The following is a 14,136-nucleotide window of genomic DNA, read 5'->3' on the forward strand; positions in this document are numbered from 1 at the left end:
GTTCAATAGTTTTCTGACACTCAGTCAGATTTCTTGGACGGTGCCCTTCCCTGTTGGGGTTGGCGACGCTCTAATGACCGCCGAGCAGACCAGCCATGGGATTTTCTGGGTCAGGAGGACCGGTGGAGTACAACATTGCCGACCTGTTCGAGTCGGTCGTGGACGTGGTCCCGGACCGCGAGGCCCTCGTGTACGTGGACCACCCCGGGACCGGCGCCGAGCGCCGCCTCACGTACGCGGAGCTCGACGCGGCGGCGAACCGCATCGCGCACCACTTGCTGGACAGCGGCCTGAAGGCCGGTGAGCACCTGGGCCTGCACCTCTACAACGGCATCGAGTACCTCCAGACCGTCCTGGCCTGCCTGAAGGCCCGCCTGGTACCGGTCAACGTGAACTACCGGTACGTGGAGGAGGAGCTCGTCTACCTCTACAACGACGCCGACCTCGCCGCCCTCGTCTTCGAGGGCGAGTTCTCCGAACGGGTCGCGGCGGCGCTCCCCCAGACGACGAAGCTGCGCCACCTGATCCGCGTCGGGCCGACCCCCGAGGGCGCCCCGGAGCCCTCGATCGCGCCGGTCGCGTACGCCGACGCCGAGGCGGCCGGCTCGCCGGAGCGCGGCTTCCCGTCCCGCTCCCCCGACGACCTGTTCATCATCTACACCGGCGGCACGACCGGGATGCCCAAGGGCGTCATGTGGCGTGCGGAGGACCTCTTCTTCGCCGGCCTGTTCGGCGGCGAACCGACCGGCGAGCCGGTGAAGCGGCCCGAGGAACTGGCCGAGCGGGTCGCGTCGAAGGGCGCCGGGCTCACCTTCTTCCCCGCGCCGCCGCTGATGCACGGCACCTCCACCCTGACGTCCTTCATCGCCTTCAACTACGGGCAGCGGGTGGTCATCCACCGCAAGTACGCGCCCGAAGAGGTGCTGCGGACGATCGAGAAGGAGAAGGTCTCCAGCGTCTCGCTGGTGGGCGACGCCATGTTGCGACCGCTCATCGACGCTCTCAACGGGCCCCTGAAGGGCACCGACCTGTCCTCCCTCTTCAGCGTCTCCTCGTCCGGCGCGATCATGTCGGAGACGGTGCGCGCCGAGTTCCAGGCGCTCGTGCCGAACGTGATGCTCCTGAACAACTTCGGCTCGTCCGAGTCCGGCTCCAACGGCCGCGCGACGAACGACTCCAGCCCGGAGAAGGGTTTCCGGCTGGAGGTCAACGAGCGTACCCAGGTGGTCGACCCGGTGACCCACGAGCCGGTGCCGGTCGGCGAACCGGGACGGCTCGCGCAGCGCGGGTACGTCCCGCTGGGCTACTACAACGACCCCGTCAAGACCGCCGAAACCTTCTTCCAGAAGGGATCCGAGCGGTGGGTGCTGCTCGGTGACATGGCGACCGTGGACGAGCAGGGCATCGTCACCGTCCTCGGCCGCGGCTCCCAGTGCATCAACACGGGCGGCGAGAAGGTGTACCCGGAGGAGGTCGAGCAGGCGCTGAAGTCCCACCCGGACGTCTACGACGCCCTGGTCGCCGGGGTCGCGGACCCGACGTGGGGCAGTCACGTGGCGGCGGTGGTCCAGGTCCGGGAGGGCGCCCCCCAGCCGACGCTGGACGAGATCCAGGCACACTGCCGCACCAAGCTGGCGGGGTACAAGATCCCGCGCCAGCTCGTCGTCGCCCCCGCCATCCAGCGCTCCCCGAGCGGCAAGGCGGACTACCGGTGGGCCAAGTCGGTGGCCACGGCGGCGGACGCGGCACCGGGCGCCGCGGGCTGACTCTCGTACGCATGCGTTCGCGGGCCGGAACCCCCTGGGGGGGTCCGGCCCGTACCTCAGACCCCGGTGCTCGGATCCCGGTGCTCAGACCCCGGTGCTCGGATCCCGGTGCTCGGATCCCGGTGCTCAGACCCCGGTGCTCAGACCCCGGTGGCCAGGAAGCGTTCGATGCGGGCCGCGAAGCCGGCATCGTCGTCCAGCCACGGGAAGTGGCCGCCGCCCGGCTGCACGTCGGCGGCGCCGCGCGGGAAGAGCTCCGCGATCCGGGCGGCGAGGGCCGGAGAGGGGTTGGAGTCGAGCTCCCCGGCCAGCACCAGCACCTCGCCGTCGACCCGGCGGAGGGCCTCGCGGGTGGCGGGCGGGTCGAAGGCGCCGGAGCCGGCGAACGCGGCGGCCGCCTCCGCGTTCTTCTGGGCCGGGCTCAGTTCCGCGTGGGCGCGCGCCTTCTCGTCCCAGAGTCCGTAGGCGAGCGGCATCGCGGCCGCCCAGTCGGCCTCCTCGGGCGCGCCTCCGGCGGCGACGGCGGCGAGCGCCCGTTCGTAGGCGGCGATGGCCGTGTCGAAGGGCTCGCGGCCGGACCGGCGGCGAACGTCCGCCAGGCGTACCTCCGGGGACTCCGCGAGGTCGACGGCCCAGGCGGTCGGGGTGACGAGGGCGAGGCGGCGCACGCGTCGCGGGTGCGCAGCCGCGTAGAGCAGGGCGAGGTTGCCGGAGGCGGAGTGGGCGAGCAGGTCGACGCTCTCCAGGCCGAGGTGGACGCGCAGCGCCTCGACGTCGGCCACCTGGTGATCGACCCGGTACGTCGAGGTATCGGCCGGGACCGCGGAGGCCCCGGTGCCGCGGAGGTCGAGCAGGATCAGCCGGCGCCCGGCGGCCAGTCCGCCGAGGTCGCCCAGGTAGGCGGAGGCCCGCATGGCGCCGCCGGGGAGGCAGACGAGCGGCTCTCCTTCGCCCTGCACGTGGTACGCGAGTTCGGTTCCGTCCTGGGCGGTGAAGGCAAAGGTGCAGGTGGATGGCGTTGAGGTCGGCATGGGCGCAATCTCAGCAGACGATCACCCGTTCGAGTAATTGATTTGGGCGCCCGGGTCCGGCAATCTACCGAATGATCGGTCGGTTGACTCGGGCAAGGGGTGGGCGGCATGGGTACGTACACAGAGGGATACAGCGGCGGTGCGGACGAGGGCGAGCGGATGGGCCGGGACGAGCTGGCGGCGCTCCAGCTGACCCGGCTGCGGGCGACCTTGCACCGGGCGTACGACAGGGTGCCCTTCTACCGGCAGGCCTTCGACAAGGCCGGTCTGCGTCCCGACGACTGCCGCTCCCTCTCCGATCTGTACCTGTTTCCCTTCACCACCAAGTCCGATCTGCGCGACCAGTACCCCTTCGGAATGTTCGCCGTACCGCGCTCCGAGGTCCGCCGCATCCACGCGTCCAGCGGCACCACGGGCCGGCCGACCGTCGTCGGTTACACCGACGGGGACCTGTCCACCTGGGCGGACGTCGTCGCCCGCTCGATCCGCGCGGCGGGCGGCAGGCCCGGCCAGATCGTCCACATCGCCTACGGGTACGGCCTGTTCACCGGCGGCCTGGGCGCGCACTACGGCGCGGAGCGCCTGGGCTGCACGGTCGTCCCCGCCTCGGGCGGGATGACGGACCGCCAGGTCCGGCTGATCCAGGACTTCCGGCCGGAGGTCATCATGGTGACCCCCTCCTACATGCTGACCCTGCTGGACGAGATGGAGCGCCAGGGCATCGATCCCCGCGCCACCTCCCTCCGTACGGGGATCTTCGGCGCGGAGCCGTGGACCGAGGAGATGCGCCGCGAGATAGAGGAACGTCTGAACATCGACGCGGTGGACATATACGGGCTCTCGGAGGTGATGGGCCCGGGCGTCGCACAGGAGTTCGCCGAGACGAAGGACGGCCTTCACATATGGGAGGACCATTTCTATCCCGAGGTGGTCGACCCGCTGACGGGCGCCGTGCTGCCAGAGGGTGAGCCCGGGGAGCTGGTCTTCACCTCGCTCACCAAGGAGGCGATGCCCGTCGTCCGCTACCGCACCCGGGACCTGACACGGCTGCTTCCCGGCACCGTCCGGCCGGCCTTCCGCCGGATGGAGAAGATCACCGGGCGCAGCGACGACATGATCATCCTGCGCGGGGTGAACCTCTACCCCACCCAGATCGAGGAGGTGCTCCTGCGGACCCCGGCCCTGGCGCCGCACTTCCAGCTCCGGCTGACCCGGCAGGGGCGGCTCGACGCCCTGACGGTCCGGGTGGAGGCGCGCCGTGAGAGCGACGCCGGCCGGCGGGAGGCCGCGGCGGCTTCGGTGGTGCGGGCCGTCAAGGAGGGCATCGGAGTCTCGGTCGCGGTGGAGGTGGTGGACCCGGAGACCCTGGAGCGGTCCGTCGGCAAGATCAAGCGGCTGGTGGACCTGCGGGAGGACCGAGCCTGACCCTGATCCCGACCCGCACACGGGACGGACGAGCGCCCGCTCCGGAAGGCCGGACCGCCGCCGGATCCACCCCTTCGGGCCCACTCGGGGAGCCTCCCGGGAAGCAGCGGGCCCATCCGGGTAGGGAGAGAGGCGTGACCTCGATCTTCCGGCGGCTCCACGACCAGCTCCAGGCCTCCCCGGCCGGGCTGGCATGGAGCCGTGGGCGGGAGATGGAGCTGATGCACCGGGCCATGGGGTTCGCCGCCCTCGGCTTCCTCACCCTGGTGCCGCTGCTCGTCGTCGTCGCGGCCGCCGCGCCGGGCAGCGGCTCGGGCTTCGGCCGCTGGCTCGGTCAGGCGCTCGGGGTGACGGAGTTCTCCCGGGAGCGGGTGGAGATGCTGTTCGGCGCCGCGGACCTCGCGCTGGAGCGGACGACCGCCTTCGGTCTCGCCGCCCTCGCGGTCTTCGGCCTGACCTTCGGCTCCGCTGTGCAGACCGGGTACGAGAAGGTCTGGGACCTTCCGACGGCCCGCTGGCACACCATGTGGCGGCACGTCGTCTGGCTCGCCCTGCTGGTCTGCTACCTCGCGCTCCTGGTCCTCATCCCCGCCCCTTCGAACAACCCCACCGGCACGGTCCTGGGCACCACGGGCGACCTCCTCGGGACCTGCCTGTTCTTCTGGACCTCCCAGTGGATCCTCCTCGGCGCGCGGGTCCGCTGGCGGGCCCTGCTCCCGGGCGCCGCGTGCACCAGCCTGGGCCTCCTGGGCCTGCGGGTGTTCTCGCAGTTGGTGTTCTCCCCGCTGATCGCCTCCAACGCCGTGACCTACGGCCCGTTCGGCACCCTCCTGGTCGTCCAGTCCTGGCTGGTCGGCGTCGGTTTCGTGGTCTACGGCGGCGCTCTGGTCGGCCGGCTCTTCCACGAGCACTTCGTCCTGCGCCGCCTCCAGGACACGGAGCTCGCGGAAATCGATTGAGCGTGCGACCCGGGCCGTGGTACCACTTCTCGGTTCGCGAAACGATCACGAGATGGACCAGAGGTGTGGTGGGCATGGCGCTCGGAGAACTGGTGAAGCTGCGGGCCATGGGCCCCGAGGACGCCGAGGCCCTGTGGCGATGGAACCACGACCCCGAGGTCATGCGGTGGATGGACGACACGTACGCCCAGTCGGTGGAGCGCGTCCGCACGTGGCTGACCGACCGCCCCCGCAACTCCTACGGCGACCTGCTCTTCGGCGTCGAGGCGCTCGCCGACGGCGTGCTCATCGGGCTGGTCACCCTGCACGACGCGGAACCGGAGAAGGGCATCGCGACACTCGACATCTACCTGGGCGAGAAGGAGTACTGGGGCCGCGGCTACGCCACGGACGCGGTGCGCACGATCTGTCGCTACGGGTTCGAGGACATGCGCCTGCACAAGGTGACGCTGACCGTGGTCACCGAGAACCAGGCCGCGCGCACGGCCTACGAGAAGGTCGGCTTCGTCGAGGAGGGCCGCCTCCGGCAGGTCTTCCGCCGCGACGGCCGCTGGTTCGACATGTTCACCATGGGGCTGCTGTCGCACGAGCTCCGCTGACCGTGCCGGGGCCGGTGCCGCTTCCCGTTCAGGCCCGGGACGAGAAGCGGTCGCGCAGGGTGCGCTTGAGGACCTTGCCGCTCGCGTTGCGGGGCAGCGCGTCCACGAAGAGGATCCGCTTCGGGGCCTTGAAGTGGGCCAGCTTCTCGCGGGCGTAGGCCAGGAGTTCGGCCTCCGTCACCCCGTCGCGCGGGACCACCACCGCCGTGACGGCCTCGATCCACCGTTCGTCCGGCAGGCCGACCACCGCCGCCTCGGCCACGCCCGGGTGGGTGTACAGCACGTCCTCGACCTGCCGTGAGGCGACCAGGACCCCGCCCGAGTTGATGACGTCCTTCACCCGGTCCACGACCGTGAAGTACCCCTCCGGGTCCCGGACCGCCAGGTCGCCGGAGCGGAACCAGCCGTCCCGGAAGGCCTTCTTGGTCGCCTCCGCGTCGTTCCAGTAGCCCAGGCAGAGCTGCGGGGAGCGGTAGACCACCTCGCCCGCCGTGCCGTCCGGCACCGGCGCCCCGTCCTCGTCGACCACCCGCGCCTCCACGTGGCGGACCGGCCGCCCGCACGAGTCCATCCGCCCCTCGTGCTCCTCCGGCCGCAGCACCGTGGCCAGCGGGCCGATCTCGCTCTGGCCGAAGCAGTTGTAGAAGCCGAGTCCGGGCAGCCGCGCGCGCAGCCGTTCCAGGACCGGCACCGGCATGATCGAGGCCCCGTAGTACGCCTTGCGCAGGGCGGACAGGTCGCGGACGGCGAAGTCGGGGTGATCGGCCAGCCCGATCCACACCGTCGGCGGTGCGAACAGGCTGTCCGCCTCCCCCGCCTCCACCAAGCCGAAGATCTCCTCCGCGACCGGCGCGTCCACGATCGTGTTCCGCGCGCCCACCGCCAGGTACGGCAACAGGAACACGTGCATCTGCGCCGAGTGGTACAGCGGCAGGGAGTGCACCGGCAGATCGCCCTCCGCCAGGTCCAGGGCCGCGATCGCGCTCTCGTACTCGTGGCAGAGCGCCTCGTGCGTCATCATCGCCCCCTTGGGCAGGGCGGTCGTCCCGGAGGTGTACAGGAGCTGCACCAGCCGGGACGGGTCGCCGGAGCGGGTGAAGTCCGCGGGGCCGGCGGACTCAGCGGGCTCGGCCGCCCCGGCCGCCCCGGCCGGTTCGGCCAGTTCGGCCAAGAAGGCGCCGGGCGCGTCGCGGAGCGGGCGTACGGCGAACCCCTCGGGGACCCGACCGGCCAGTTCCGGGTCCGCGAGGACGAGCGAGCTCCCGGAGTTCTCCAGGATGTGGGCGAGGTCCTCCCCGGTGAGGTTCTGGTTGACGGGGACGTGCGTGAGCCCGGCCCGCGCGCAGGCGAGGAAGGCGAGCAGGTAGGCGTCGGAGTTGTGCCCGAAGGTCGCGACCCGGTCGCCCTCGGCCAGTCCGTAGCGCCCGCGCAGCACGGCCGCGCCCGTGGAGACGGCCGCGTCGAGTTCCGCGTAGGTCCAGGTCCGCTCGCGGTAGCGGACCGCCACCCGCTCCGGGACGCGCCGCGCGCTGTCGTGGAGCAGGCCGTCGACCGTGTTCTTCCGCACCGGGGTCATGGCGGGATCTTCGTCTGATCGCACGGCCGGGGTCAATGACCCGGGCCGTGCGGATGGCGGGCCGGAACATCCAGGGATACCAAACGGCATGTTGACATGACGTCAGGTGGCCTGCATGAGTGTGGGGGCACACCAGCACCACCCATCCGCACGGGCGATCGCGCCCGTCCGCACGCTACTTGGGAGGTACGTTGCGCCTACTCCACGGACGTCGTCGGGCCCGCCCGCTCCTGCGCCGCGTCGCCGTCACCGCGGCCGCACTGCTGGCCGGCGCCTCATCGATACCCGAGGCCGCCGCCCGGGACCAGGGCTCCGGCCCGTCCGGCGGCGGCCTGTCCGCCGTCATCCGGTACACCGAGAACGGGGTACCGCACATCCTGGCCCGGGACTACGCCCACCTCGGTTTCGGGACCGGCTGGGCGCAGGCCGCCGACCAGGTGTGCGTGCTCGCCGACGGGTTCCTGACCATCTCCGGCGAGCGGTCGCGGTGGTTCGGCCCGGACGCCGCGCCCGACGGTTCGCTCTCCTCCGCCGCCGGGAACCTCTCCAGCGACCTCTTCTTCAAGGGCGTGCGCGATGCCGGCACCGTGGAGAAACTGCTGGCCGTGCCCGCGCCGGCCGGGCCGGGCAAGGAGGTCAAGGAGCTGATGCGGGGCTGGGCCGCCGGCTACAACGCCTGGCTGGCCCAGAACGAGATCACCGACCCGGCCTGCAAGGGCGCCGGGTGGGTGCGTCCGGTCACCGCCACCGATGTCGCCGCCCGCGGCTTCGCCGTCTCGGTCCTCGGCGGCCAGGGCCGCGCCGTCGACGGCATCACCTCGGCGCGGCCCCCGGGCCCGGCAGCCGCCCCCGGTGCCGCGGACGCAACGGACGCCGTCCCCGCCCCGGACACACCTGATGCGGCCGGCGTCGATCCGGCGGCCGCGGCCGAGGCGGCCCGGACGTTCTTCGACACCACCCGCTACGACATGGGATCCAACGCCGTGGCCTTCGCCGGCTCCACCACCGCGAACGGCTCCGGCCTGCTCCTCGGCAACCCGCACTATCCGTGGCAGGGCGGCCGCCGGTTCTGGCAGTCGCAGCAGACCATCCCCGGGGAGCTGAACGTCTCCGGCGGCTCGCTGCTCGGCACCACCGTGGTGAACATCGGCTTCAACGAGAAGGTGGCGTGGAGCCACACCGTGGCCACCGGCACCCCCGTCAACCTCCACCAACTGGCCCTCGACCCGGCCGACCCGACCTCCTACCTGGTGGACGGCACGCCGGAGAAGATGACCGCACGCACCGTCAGCGTCCCGGTCCGGGGCGGCGCCCCGGTCACCCGGACCCAGTGGTGGACCCGATACGGCCCGGTCCTGTCCGGCCTCGGTGGCGGCCTCCCGCTGCCCTGGACCACGACCACCGCCTACGCGCTGGCCGACCCCAACTCCGTGAACATGCGCGGCTCCGACACGGCACTGGCCATGGGCAGGGCCCGCTCGGTCGCCGGCGTCCAGGAGGCCCTGCGGCGCACCCAGGGCCTGCCCTGGGTCAACACGGTGGCCGCCGACTCGGCGGGCGGCACCCTCTTCACCCAGTCCCAGGTGCTTCCCCGGATCACGGACGAGCTCGCCGCGCGCTGCTCGACCCCGCTGGGCAGGGCCACGTACCCCTCCTCGGGGCTGGCCGTGCTGGACGGCTCGCGCGGTGACTGCGCGACCGGCTCCGACCCGGACGCGGTCCAGCCCGGGGTCTTCGGACCGGGCAGGGCGCCGACGCTGCGGGGCGCCCCGTACGCCGAGAACTCCAACGACAGCGCCTGGCTGGCCAACGCGGAGCGGCCGCTCACCGGCTACGAGCGGGTCTGGGGCAATGTCGGAACCCCGCGCTCGCTGCGCACCCGGGGCGCCCTGGAGGACGTCTCCGCGATGGCCGCCCGGGGCGGGCTGACGGTCGCGGACCTGCAGGAGCAGCAGTTCGCGAACCGAGTGCCGGCCGGTGATCTGGCGGCGGCCGACGCGGCGAAGGCCTGCGCGGCCCTGCCGGGCGGGACGGCCACCGGAACCGACGGCTCCGTCGTGGACGTGTCGGCCGCCTGCGGGGTGCTGGCCGCCTGGGACCGCACGGCCGACAGCGGGAGCCGCGGCGCGCTGCTCTTCGACCGGTTCTGGCGCAAGCTGACCGCGAACACGGCGGCCAAGGACCTGTGGCTGGTCCCCTTCGACGCGGCCGACCCGGTACGGACGCCCCGTACGCTCAACCAGGCGGCGCCCGGGATCGGGCGGGCCCTCGCCGACACGGTGGCGGAGCTGAGGAGGGCGGGCATAGCCCCGGACGCCCCGCTCGGGGAGCACCAGTTCGTGGTGCGCGGCGGGCAGAAGCTGCCGGTGGGCGGCGGAACCGAGGCCCTGGGCGTCTGGAACAAGATCGAGGCTCCGTGGAACGCGGCGGGCGGCGGCTACCCCGAAGTCCTGCACGGCTCCAGCCACATCCAGGCGGTCGGCTGGGGCGGCGGCCGCTGCCCGGTGGCGCGCACGCTGCTGACGTACGGCCAGTCCTCGAACCCGAATTCCCCGCACGCGGCCGACCAGACCCGGCTCTTCTCCCAGGAGCGCTGGGTGAAGGCACGGTTCTGCGAGCGGGACATCCTCACCTCGCCCGGCCTGAAGGTGGTCTGGCCGCGCGAGCGGCACTGACCTGCGCCGCGACCCCGTACGGCAGCCTTCCAGGGCTGTCGTACGGGGTCGCGGCGCGCTCAGGGGCTGACGGCGAGGAAGAGGTAGGCGGCCAGCAGTACGAGGTGCACGCCGCCCTGGAGCAGCGTGGCGCGGCCCGGGACGATGGTGAGGGCGCTGACGACGACCGTCAGCGCGAGGAGCACCATGTGGACGGGTTCGAGCCCGAGCACCAGCGGCCCGGAGAGCCAGATCGTGGCGAGGGCGATCGCCGGGATGGTCAGGCCGATGCTCGCGATGGCGGAGCCGTAGGCGAGGTTGAGGCTGGTCTGCACCCGGTCGCGGCGGGCCGCGCGGACGGCGGCGAGGGTCTCGGGCGCCAGCACGAGCAGGGCGATGATCACACCGACGACGGCGTAGGGCAGGCCGAGGTCCGCGACTCCGCGTTCGATGGTCGGGGAGACCGCCTTGGCGTTTCCGACGACGGCGACGAGCGCGACGAGCAGCAGCCCGAGGCTGATCAGGGCGGCCCGGGCGGTGGGCGGCTCGGCGTGCTCGTCCTCTTCACCGGCGGCCGCGGCGGCAGCGGCCCGCGCGGCCTCCTTGCGGATGCGCTTGGTGTCGACGGGCAGGAAGTAGTCCCGGTGGCGGACCGTCTGGACGGCGACGAACAGGCCGTAGAGGGCGAGCGAGGCGGTGGCTGCGAAGGCGAGCTGGGGCGTGGAGAACTCGGGGCCGGGCTTCGTCGTGGTGAACGTGGGCAGGACGAGGCTGAGTACGGCGAGCGTCGCGACGGTGGCCAGGGCCGCGCCCGAGCCTTCGGCGTTGAAGACGGCGACGCGGTTGCGCAGGGCCCCGACGAGCAGGGACAGGCCGACGATGCCGTTGCACGTGATCATCACGGCGGCGAAGACGGTGTCCCGGGCGAGGGAGGAGGTCTTGTCCCCGCCGTCGGCCAGCAGGGTGACGATGAGGGCCACTTCGATGACGGTGACGGCGACGGCGAGGACCAGCGAGCCGAAGGGCTCGCCGACCCGGAGCGCGACGACCTCGGCGTGGTGGACCGCCGCCAGCACCGCGCCGGCCAGGCAGAGGGCCACCAGCGCCACGGCGAGCGAGGGCAGGTCGCGTCCCCAGCTGAAGACGAGCGCGACGAGCGCCACCACGGGGACCAGAACGGTCCAGTCGGTCAGGGGGGATCTGTGCGTTGCCGTACTCATATCAGCCAACTTGCCAGAACTGTCCGCCCTGTGCGGTCGAACAGCCGCCCTCACGCCTCTGACGTGGCACTTCTCACGTAACTCCGGGCGTGGCGGGCCGGCCCCTCGAGGCCCGCCCGCGGCCCGCCCGCCGCCCGCCCGGCCGTCACATGGCGCGCTCGTGGCCCTCCCAGTACGGCTCGCGCAGTCGGCGCTTGTACAGCTTGCCGTTGGGGTCGCGGGGCATCGTCTCGATGAAGTCCACGGTCTTGGGCCGCTTGTACCCGGCCAGTTGCCGCTCGCAGTGGTTCAGGATCTCCGCCGCCAGCGCGTCGCTCGGCGCGAAGCCCTCGGCGGGCTCGATGACCGCCTTGACCTCCTCGCCCCAGGAGGGGTGCGGGATGCCGAAGGCGGCGGCGTCCGCGACCGCCGGATGGGTGAGCAGCGCCGATTCGATCTCGGCCGGGTAGATGTTCACCCCGCCCGAGATGATCATGTCGATCTTCCGGTCGCGGAGGAAGAGGTAGCCCTCCTCGTCCATCAGGCCGAGGTCGCCGACGGTGAAGAAGTCGCCGATGCGGTTCTTCCTCGTCTTGCCCTCGTCCTTGTGGTAGCTGAAGCCGCCGGTGTTCATCTTGATGTAGACGGTGCCGAGTTCGCCGGCGGGCAGCCGCTCGCCGTCGTCGTCGAAGATGGCGAGCTCGCTGATCGGCCAGGCCCTGCCGACGGTTCCCGGCTTCTTCAGCCAGTCCTCGGCCGTCGCGAAGGCGCCGCCGCCCTCGCTCGCCGCGTAGTACTCCTCCACGCACCCGCCCCACCAGTCGATCATCGCCCGCTTGACGTGGTCGGGGCAGGGCGCGGCGCCGTGGATGGCGTGCCGCATGGAGGAGACGTCGTACGCGTCCTTCGTCTCCTGCGGGAGCGCCAGGAGCCGGTGGAACTGGGTCGGCACCATGTGGGTGTGCGTGCAGGCGTGCTCGTCGATCAGGCGCAGCATGTCCTCGGCGGTCCACTTGTCCATCAGGACCAGCGGGTGCCCGATGTGCAGGGCCGCGGCCGCGAACTGCAGGACGGCCGTGTGGTAGAGCGGTGAGCACACGAGGTGGACGTTGTCGTCGAAGGCCCGGACGCCGAAGATGCCGAGGAAGCCGCCGAGGTACGTCTCCTCCGGGAGCTTGCCGGGCAGCGGGCGGCGGATGCCGCGCGGCCGGCCGGTGGTGCCGGAGGTGTAGTTCATGACCCAGCCGAGCGTGCGGTCGGCGGGGGCGGTCTCCGGCTGGCCGTCGAGCAGTTCGCGGTACGGGCGGAAGCCCGCGACCGCTCCGACCGCGTACCGCCGGCTCGCGGGCAGGCCCGCCTCGTCGGCCGCGGCGGTGGCGGCGTCGGCGAAGCGTTCGTGGGCGACGAGGACCTTGGCTCCGGAGTCGGAGACGATCCAGGCGATCTCGGGGCCGACGAGGTGGTGGTTGACCGGGACGAGGTAGAACCCGGCCTGCGAGGCGGCCAGGTGGGCGGTGAGGAACTCGACGCTGTTGGGGAGGACGACGGCGAAGACGTCGCCCCGCTCCAGGCCGGCGGCGCGCAGGCCGTGGACGAGGCGGTTGACGTCGGCGTGCAGCCGGGCGGCGGACCAGGCCTCGCCCTCCGGGGTGACCAGGACGGTCCGGTCGGGGTCGGCGGCGGCCTGGGCCCAGAAGCCGTTGGGGGGCGTGTCGGTCATCTTGTCCACTCCTCTGATCCTCAGGCCCGGCCGGCGATGCGGGTGATGCGGTCGATGGCGCGCTCGAAGCCGCTGGTGAGGTCGTCGACGACGGCCTGCACGCTGCGCTCGCTGTTCATCCGGCCGACGATCTGCCCGACGGGGGTGCCGAGCAGCGGTTGGATCTCGTACTTCTGGATGCGGGACACTGCCTCCGCGACGAGGAGTCCCTGCAGGGGCATCGGCAGTGCGCCGGGGCCCTCCGGGTCGTCCCACGCGTCGGTCCACTCGGTGCGCAGTTGCCGGGCGGGCTTGCCGGTGAGGGCGCGGGAGCGGACGGTCTCCCCGGAACCGGCGGCGAGCAGCTTCTCGGTGAGGGCGCGGGAGTGCATGTCCGCCTCGGTGGTGGTCAGCCAGAGGGAGCCGAGCCAGGCGCCCTGGGCGCCGAGGGCCAGTCCGGCGGCGATCTGTTCGCCGCTGCCGATGCCGCCGGCGGCGAGGACCGGGAGCGGGGCGACGGCCTCGACCACCTCGGGCACCAGGACCATGGTGGCGATGTCGCCGGTGTGTCCGCCCGCCTCGTAGCCCTGGGCGACGACGATGTCGATGCCGGCCTCGGCGTGCCGGCGGGCGTGCTTGGCGCTGCCGGCGAGGGCTGCGACGAGGACGCCGTGGTCGTGGGCGCGCGCGATGACGTCGGCGGGCGGGGAACCGAGGGCGTTCGCCAAAAGTTTGATGGGGTAGTCGAAGGCCACGTCGAGCTGGTTGCGGGCGACCTGTTCCATCCAGCCGGTGATGCGCCAGCCGGAGGCCTCGCCCTCGGCGAGTTCGGGTACGTGGTGTTTGGCGAGGGTGTCGCGGACGTACTCCCGGTGCGCGGCCGGGATCATCGCCTCGATGTCGGCCTCGCTGACGCCGTCGACGGCCTTCTTCGCGGGCATGACCACGTCGAGCCCGTAGGGCTTGCCGTCGGTGTGCTCCTGCATCCAGTCGAGGTCGCGCTTCAGGTCGTCGGGGGCGGTGTAGCGGACCGCCCCGAGCACCCCGAACCCGCCCGCGCGGGTGATCGCCGCGGCCACCGCCGGGAAGGGCGTGAAGCCGAAGATGGCGTGCTCTATTCCAAGTTTTCTGCTCAGCTCCGTCTCCATGGGCGGCAGGATGCCGTAGCCCGGCCGCCGAGGGAAGAGGTTTTCTGATGATGCGTCAGATTCTTTGCCGGCCGGTCGCC

General features: G+C 72.2%; 10 protein-coding genes. 5 read left to right on the forward strand and 5 right to left on the reverse strand.

What is annotated here, in order from left to right; translation table 11 throughout:
* Positions 1-122 precede the first annotated feature (122 nt).
* Complete coding sequence (locus AC6CKD_RS17680) at positions 123-1,766, forward strand: acyl-CoA synthetase (RefSeq protein ID WP_498328417.1); 1,644 nt, start codon at positions 123-125, stop codon at positions 1,764-1,766.
* Positions 1,767-1,906: 140 nt separating this feature from the next.
* Here the strand turns inward: AC6CKD_RS17680 and AC6CKD_RS17685 are convergent, their stop codons facing one another.
* Positions 1,907-2,797, reverse strand: coding sequence for an alpha/beta fold hydrolase (locus AC6CKD_RS17685; protein ID WP_498328418.1), 891 nt, complete (start codon positions 2,795-2,797; stop codon positions 1,907-1,909).
* Positions 2,798-2,905: 108 nt separating this feature from the next.
* On the opposite strand from AC6CKD_RS17685, the gene paaK reads away from it, so the two are divergent.
* The 3 genes from paaK to AC6CKD_RS17700 all read left to right on the forward strand — a co-directional run bounded on the left by paaK (position 2,906) and on the right by AC6CKD_RS17700 (position 5,780).
* Complete coding sequence (gene paaK, locus AC6CKD_RS17690; RefSeq protein WP_498328419.1) at positions 2,906-4,222, forward strand: phenylacetate--CoA ligase PaaK; 1,317 nt, start codon at positions 2,906-2,908, stop codon at positions 4,220-4,222.
* Between the two features lie 134 nt (positions 4,223-4,356).
* The gene (locus tag AC6CKD_RS17695) at positions 4,357-5,181 is read left to right on the forward strand and encodes a YhjD/YihY/BrkB family envelope integrity protein (RefSeq protein WP_498328420.1); all 825 of its coding nucleotides are present in this window, start codon (positions 4,357-4,359) and stop codon (positions 5,179-5,181) included.
* A gap of 74 nt (positions 5,182-5,255) precedes the next feature.
* A complete protein-coding gene (locus AC6CKD_RS17700) occupies positions 5,256-5,780 on the forward strand; it encodes a GNAT family N-acetyltransferase (RefSeq protein ID WP_498328421.1) in 525 nt (174 codons plus the stop codon).
* Positions 5,781-5,808: 28 nt separating this feature from the next.
* Here the strand turns inward: AC6CKD_RS17700 and AC6CKD_RS17705 are convergent, their stop codons facing one another.
* The gene (locus AC6CKD_RS17705; protein WP_498328422.1) at positions 5,809-7,356 is read right to left on the reverse strand and encodes a fatty acyl-CoA synthetase; all 1,548 of its coding nucleotides are present in this window, start codon (positions 7,354-7,356) and stop codon (positions 5,809-5,811) included.
* A 191-nt stretch (positions 7,357-7,547) separates the two neighbouring features.
* On the opposite strand from AC6CKD_RS17705, the gene AC6CKD_RS17710 reads away from it, so the two are divergent.
* Positions 7,548-10,031 carry a penicillin acylase family protein gene (locus tag AC6CKD_RS17710; protein ID WP_498328423.1) on the forward strand — a complete coding sequence of 828 codons (2,484 nt, stop codon included), beginning with the start codon at positions 7,548-7,550 and terminating at the stop codon, positions 10,029-10,031.
* A gap of 59 nt (positions 10,032-10,090) precedes the next feature.
* Here AC6CKD_RS17710 and AC6CKD_RS17715 read toward each other — a convergent pair whose 3' ends face one another.
* From AC6CKD_RS17715 to AC6CKD_RS17725, 3 genes are all read right to left on the reverse strand, one after another.
* Positions 10,091-11,230: a calcium:cation antiporter gene (locus AC6CKD_RS17715; RefSeq protein ID WP_498328424.1), complete on the reverse strand. Its 1,140-nt coding sequence runs from the start codon at positions 11,228-11,230 to the stop codon at positions 10,091-10,093.
* Between the two features lie 145 nt (positions 11,231-11,375).
* Positions 11,376-12,929: an acyl-CoA synthetase gene (locus AC6CKD_RS17720; RefSeq protein ID WP_498328425.1), complete on the reverse strand. Its 1,554-nt coding sequence runs from the start codon at positions 12,927-12,929 to the stop codon at positions 11,376-11,378.
* 20 nt (positions 12,930-12,949) lie between these two features.
* Complete coding sequence (locus AC6CKD_RS17725) at positions 12,950-14,056, reverse strand: nitronate monooxygenase (protein ID WP_498328426.1); 1,107 nt, start codon at positions 14,054-14,056, stop codon at positions 12,950-12,952.
* Between the last annotated feature and the right edge of the window lie 80 nt (positions 14,057-14,136).

Source organism: Streptomyces sp. GQ60 (assembly GCF_059758875.1).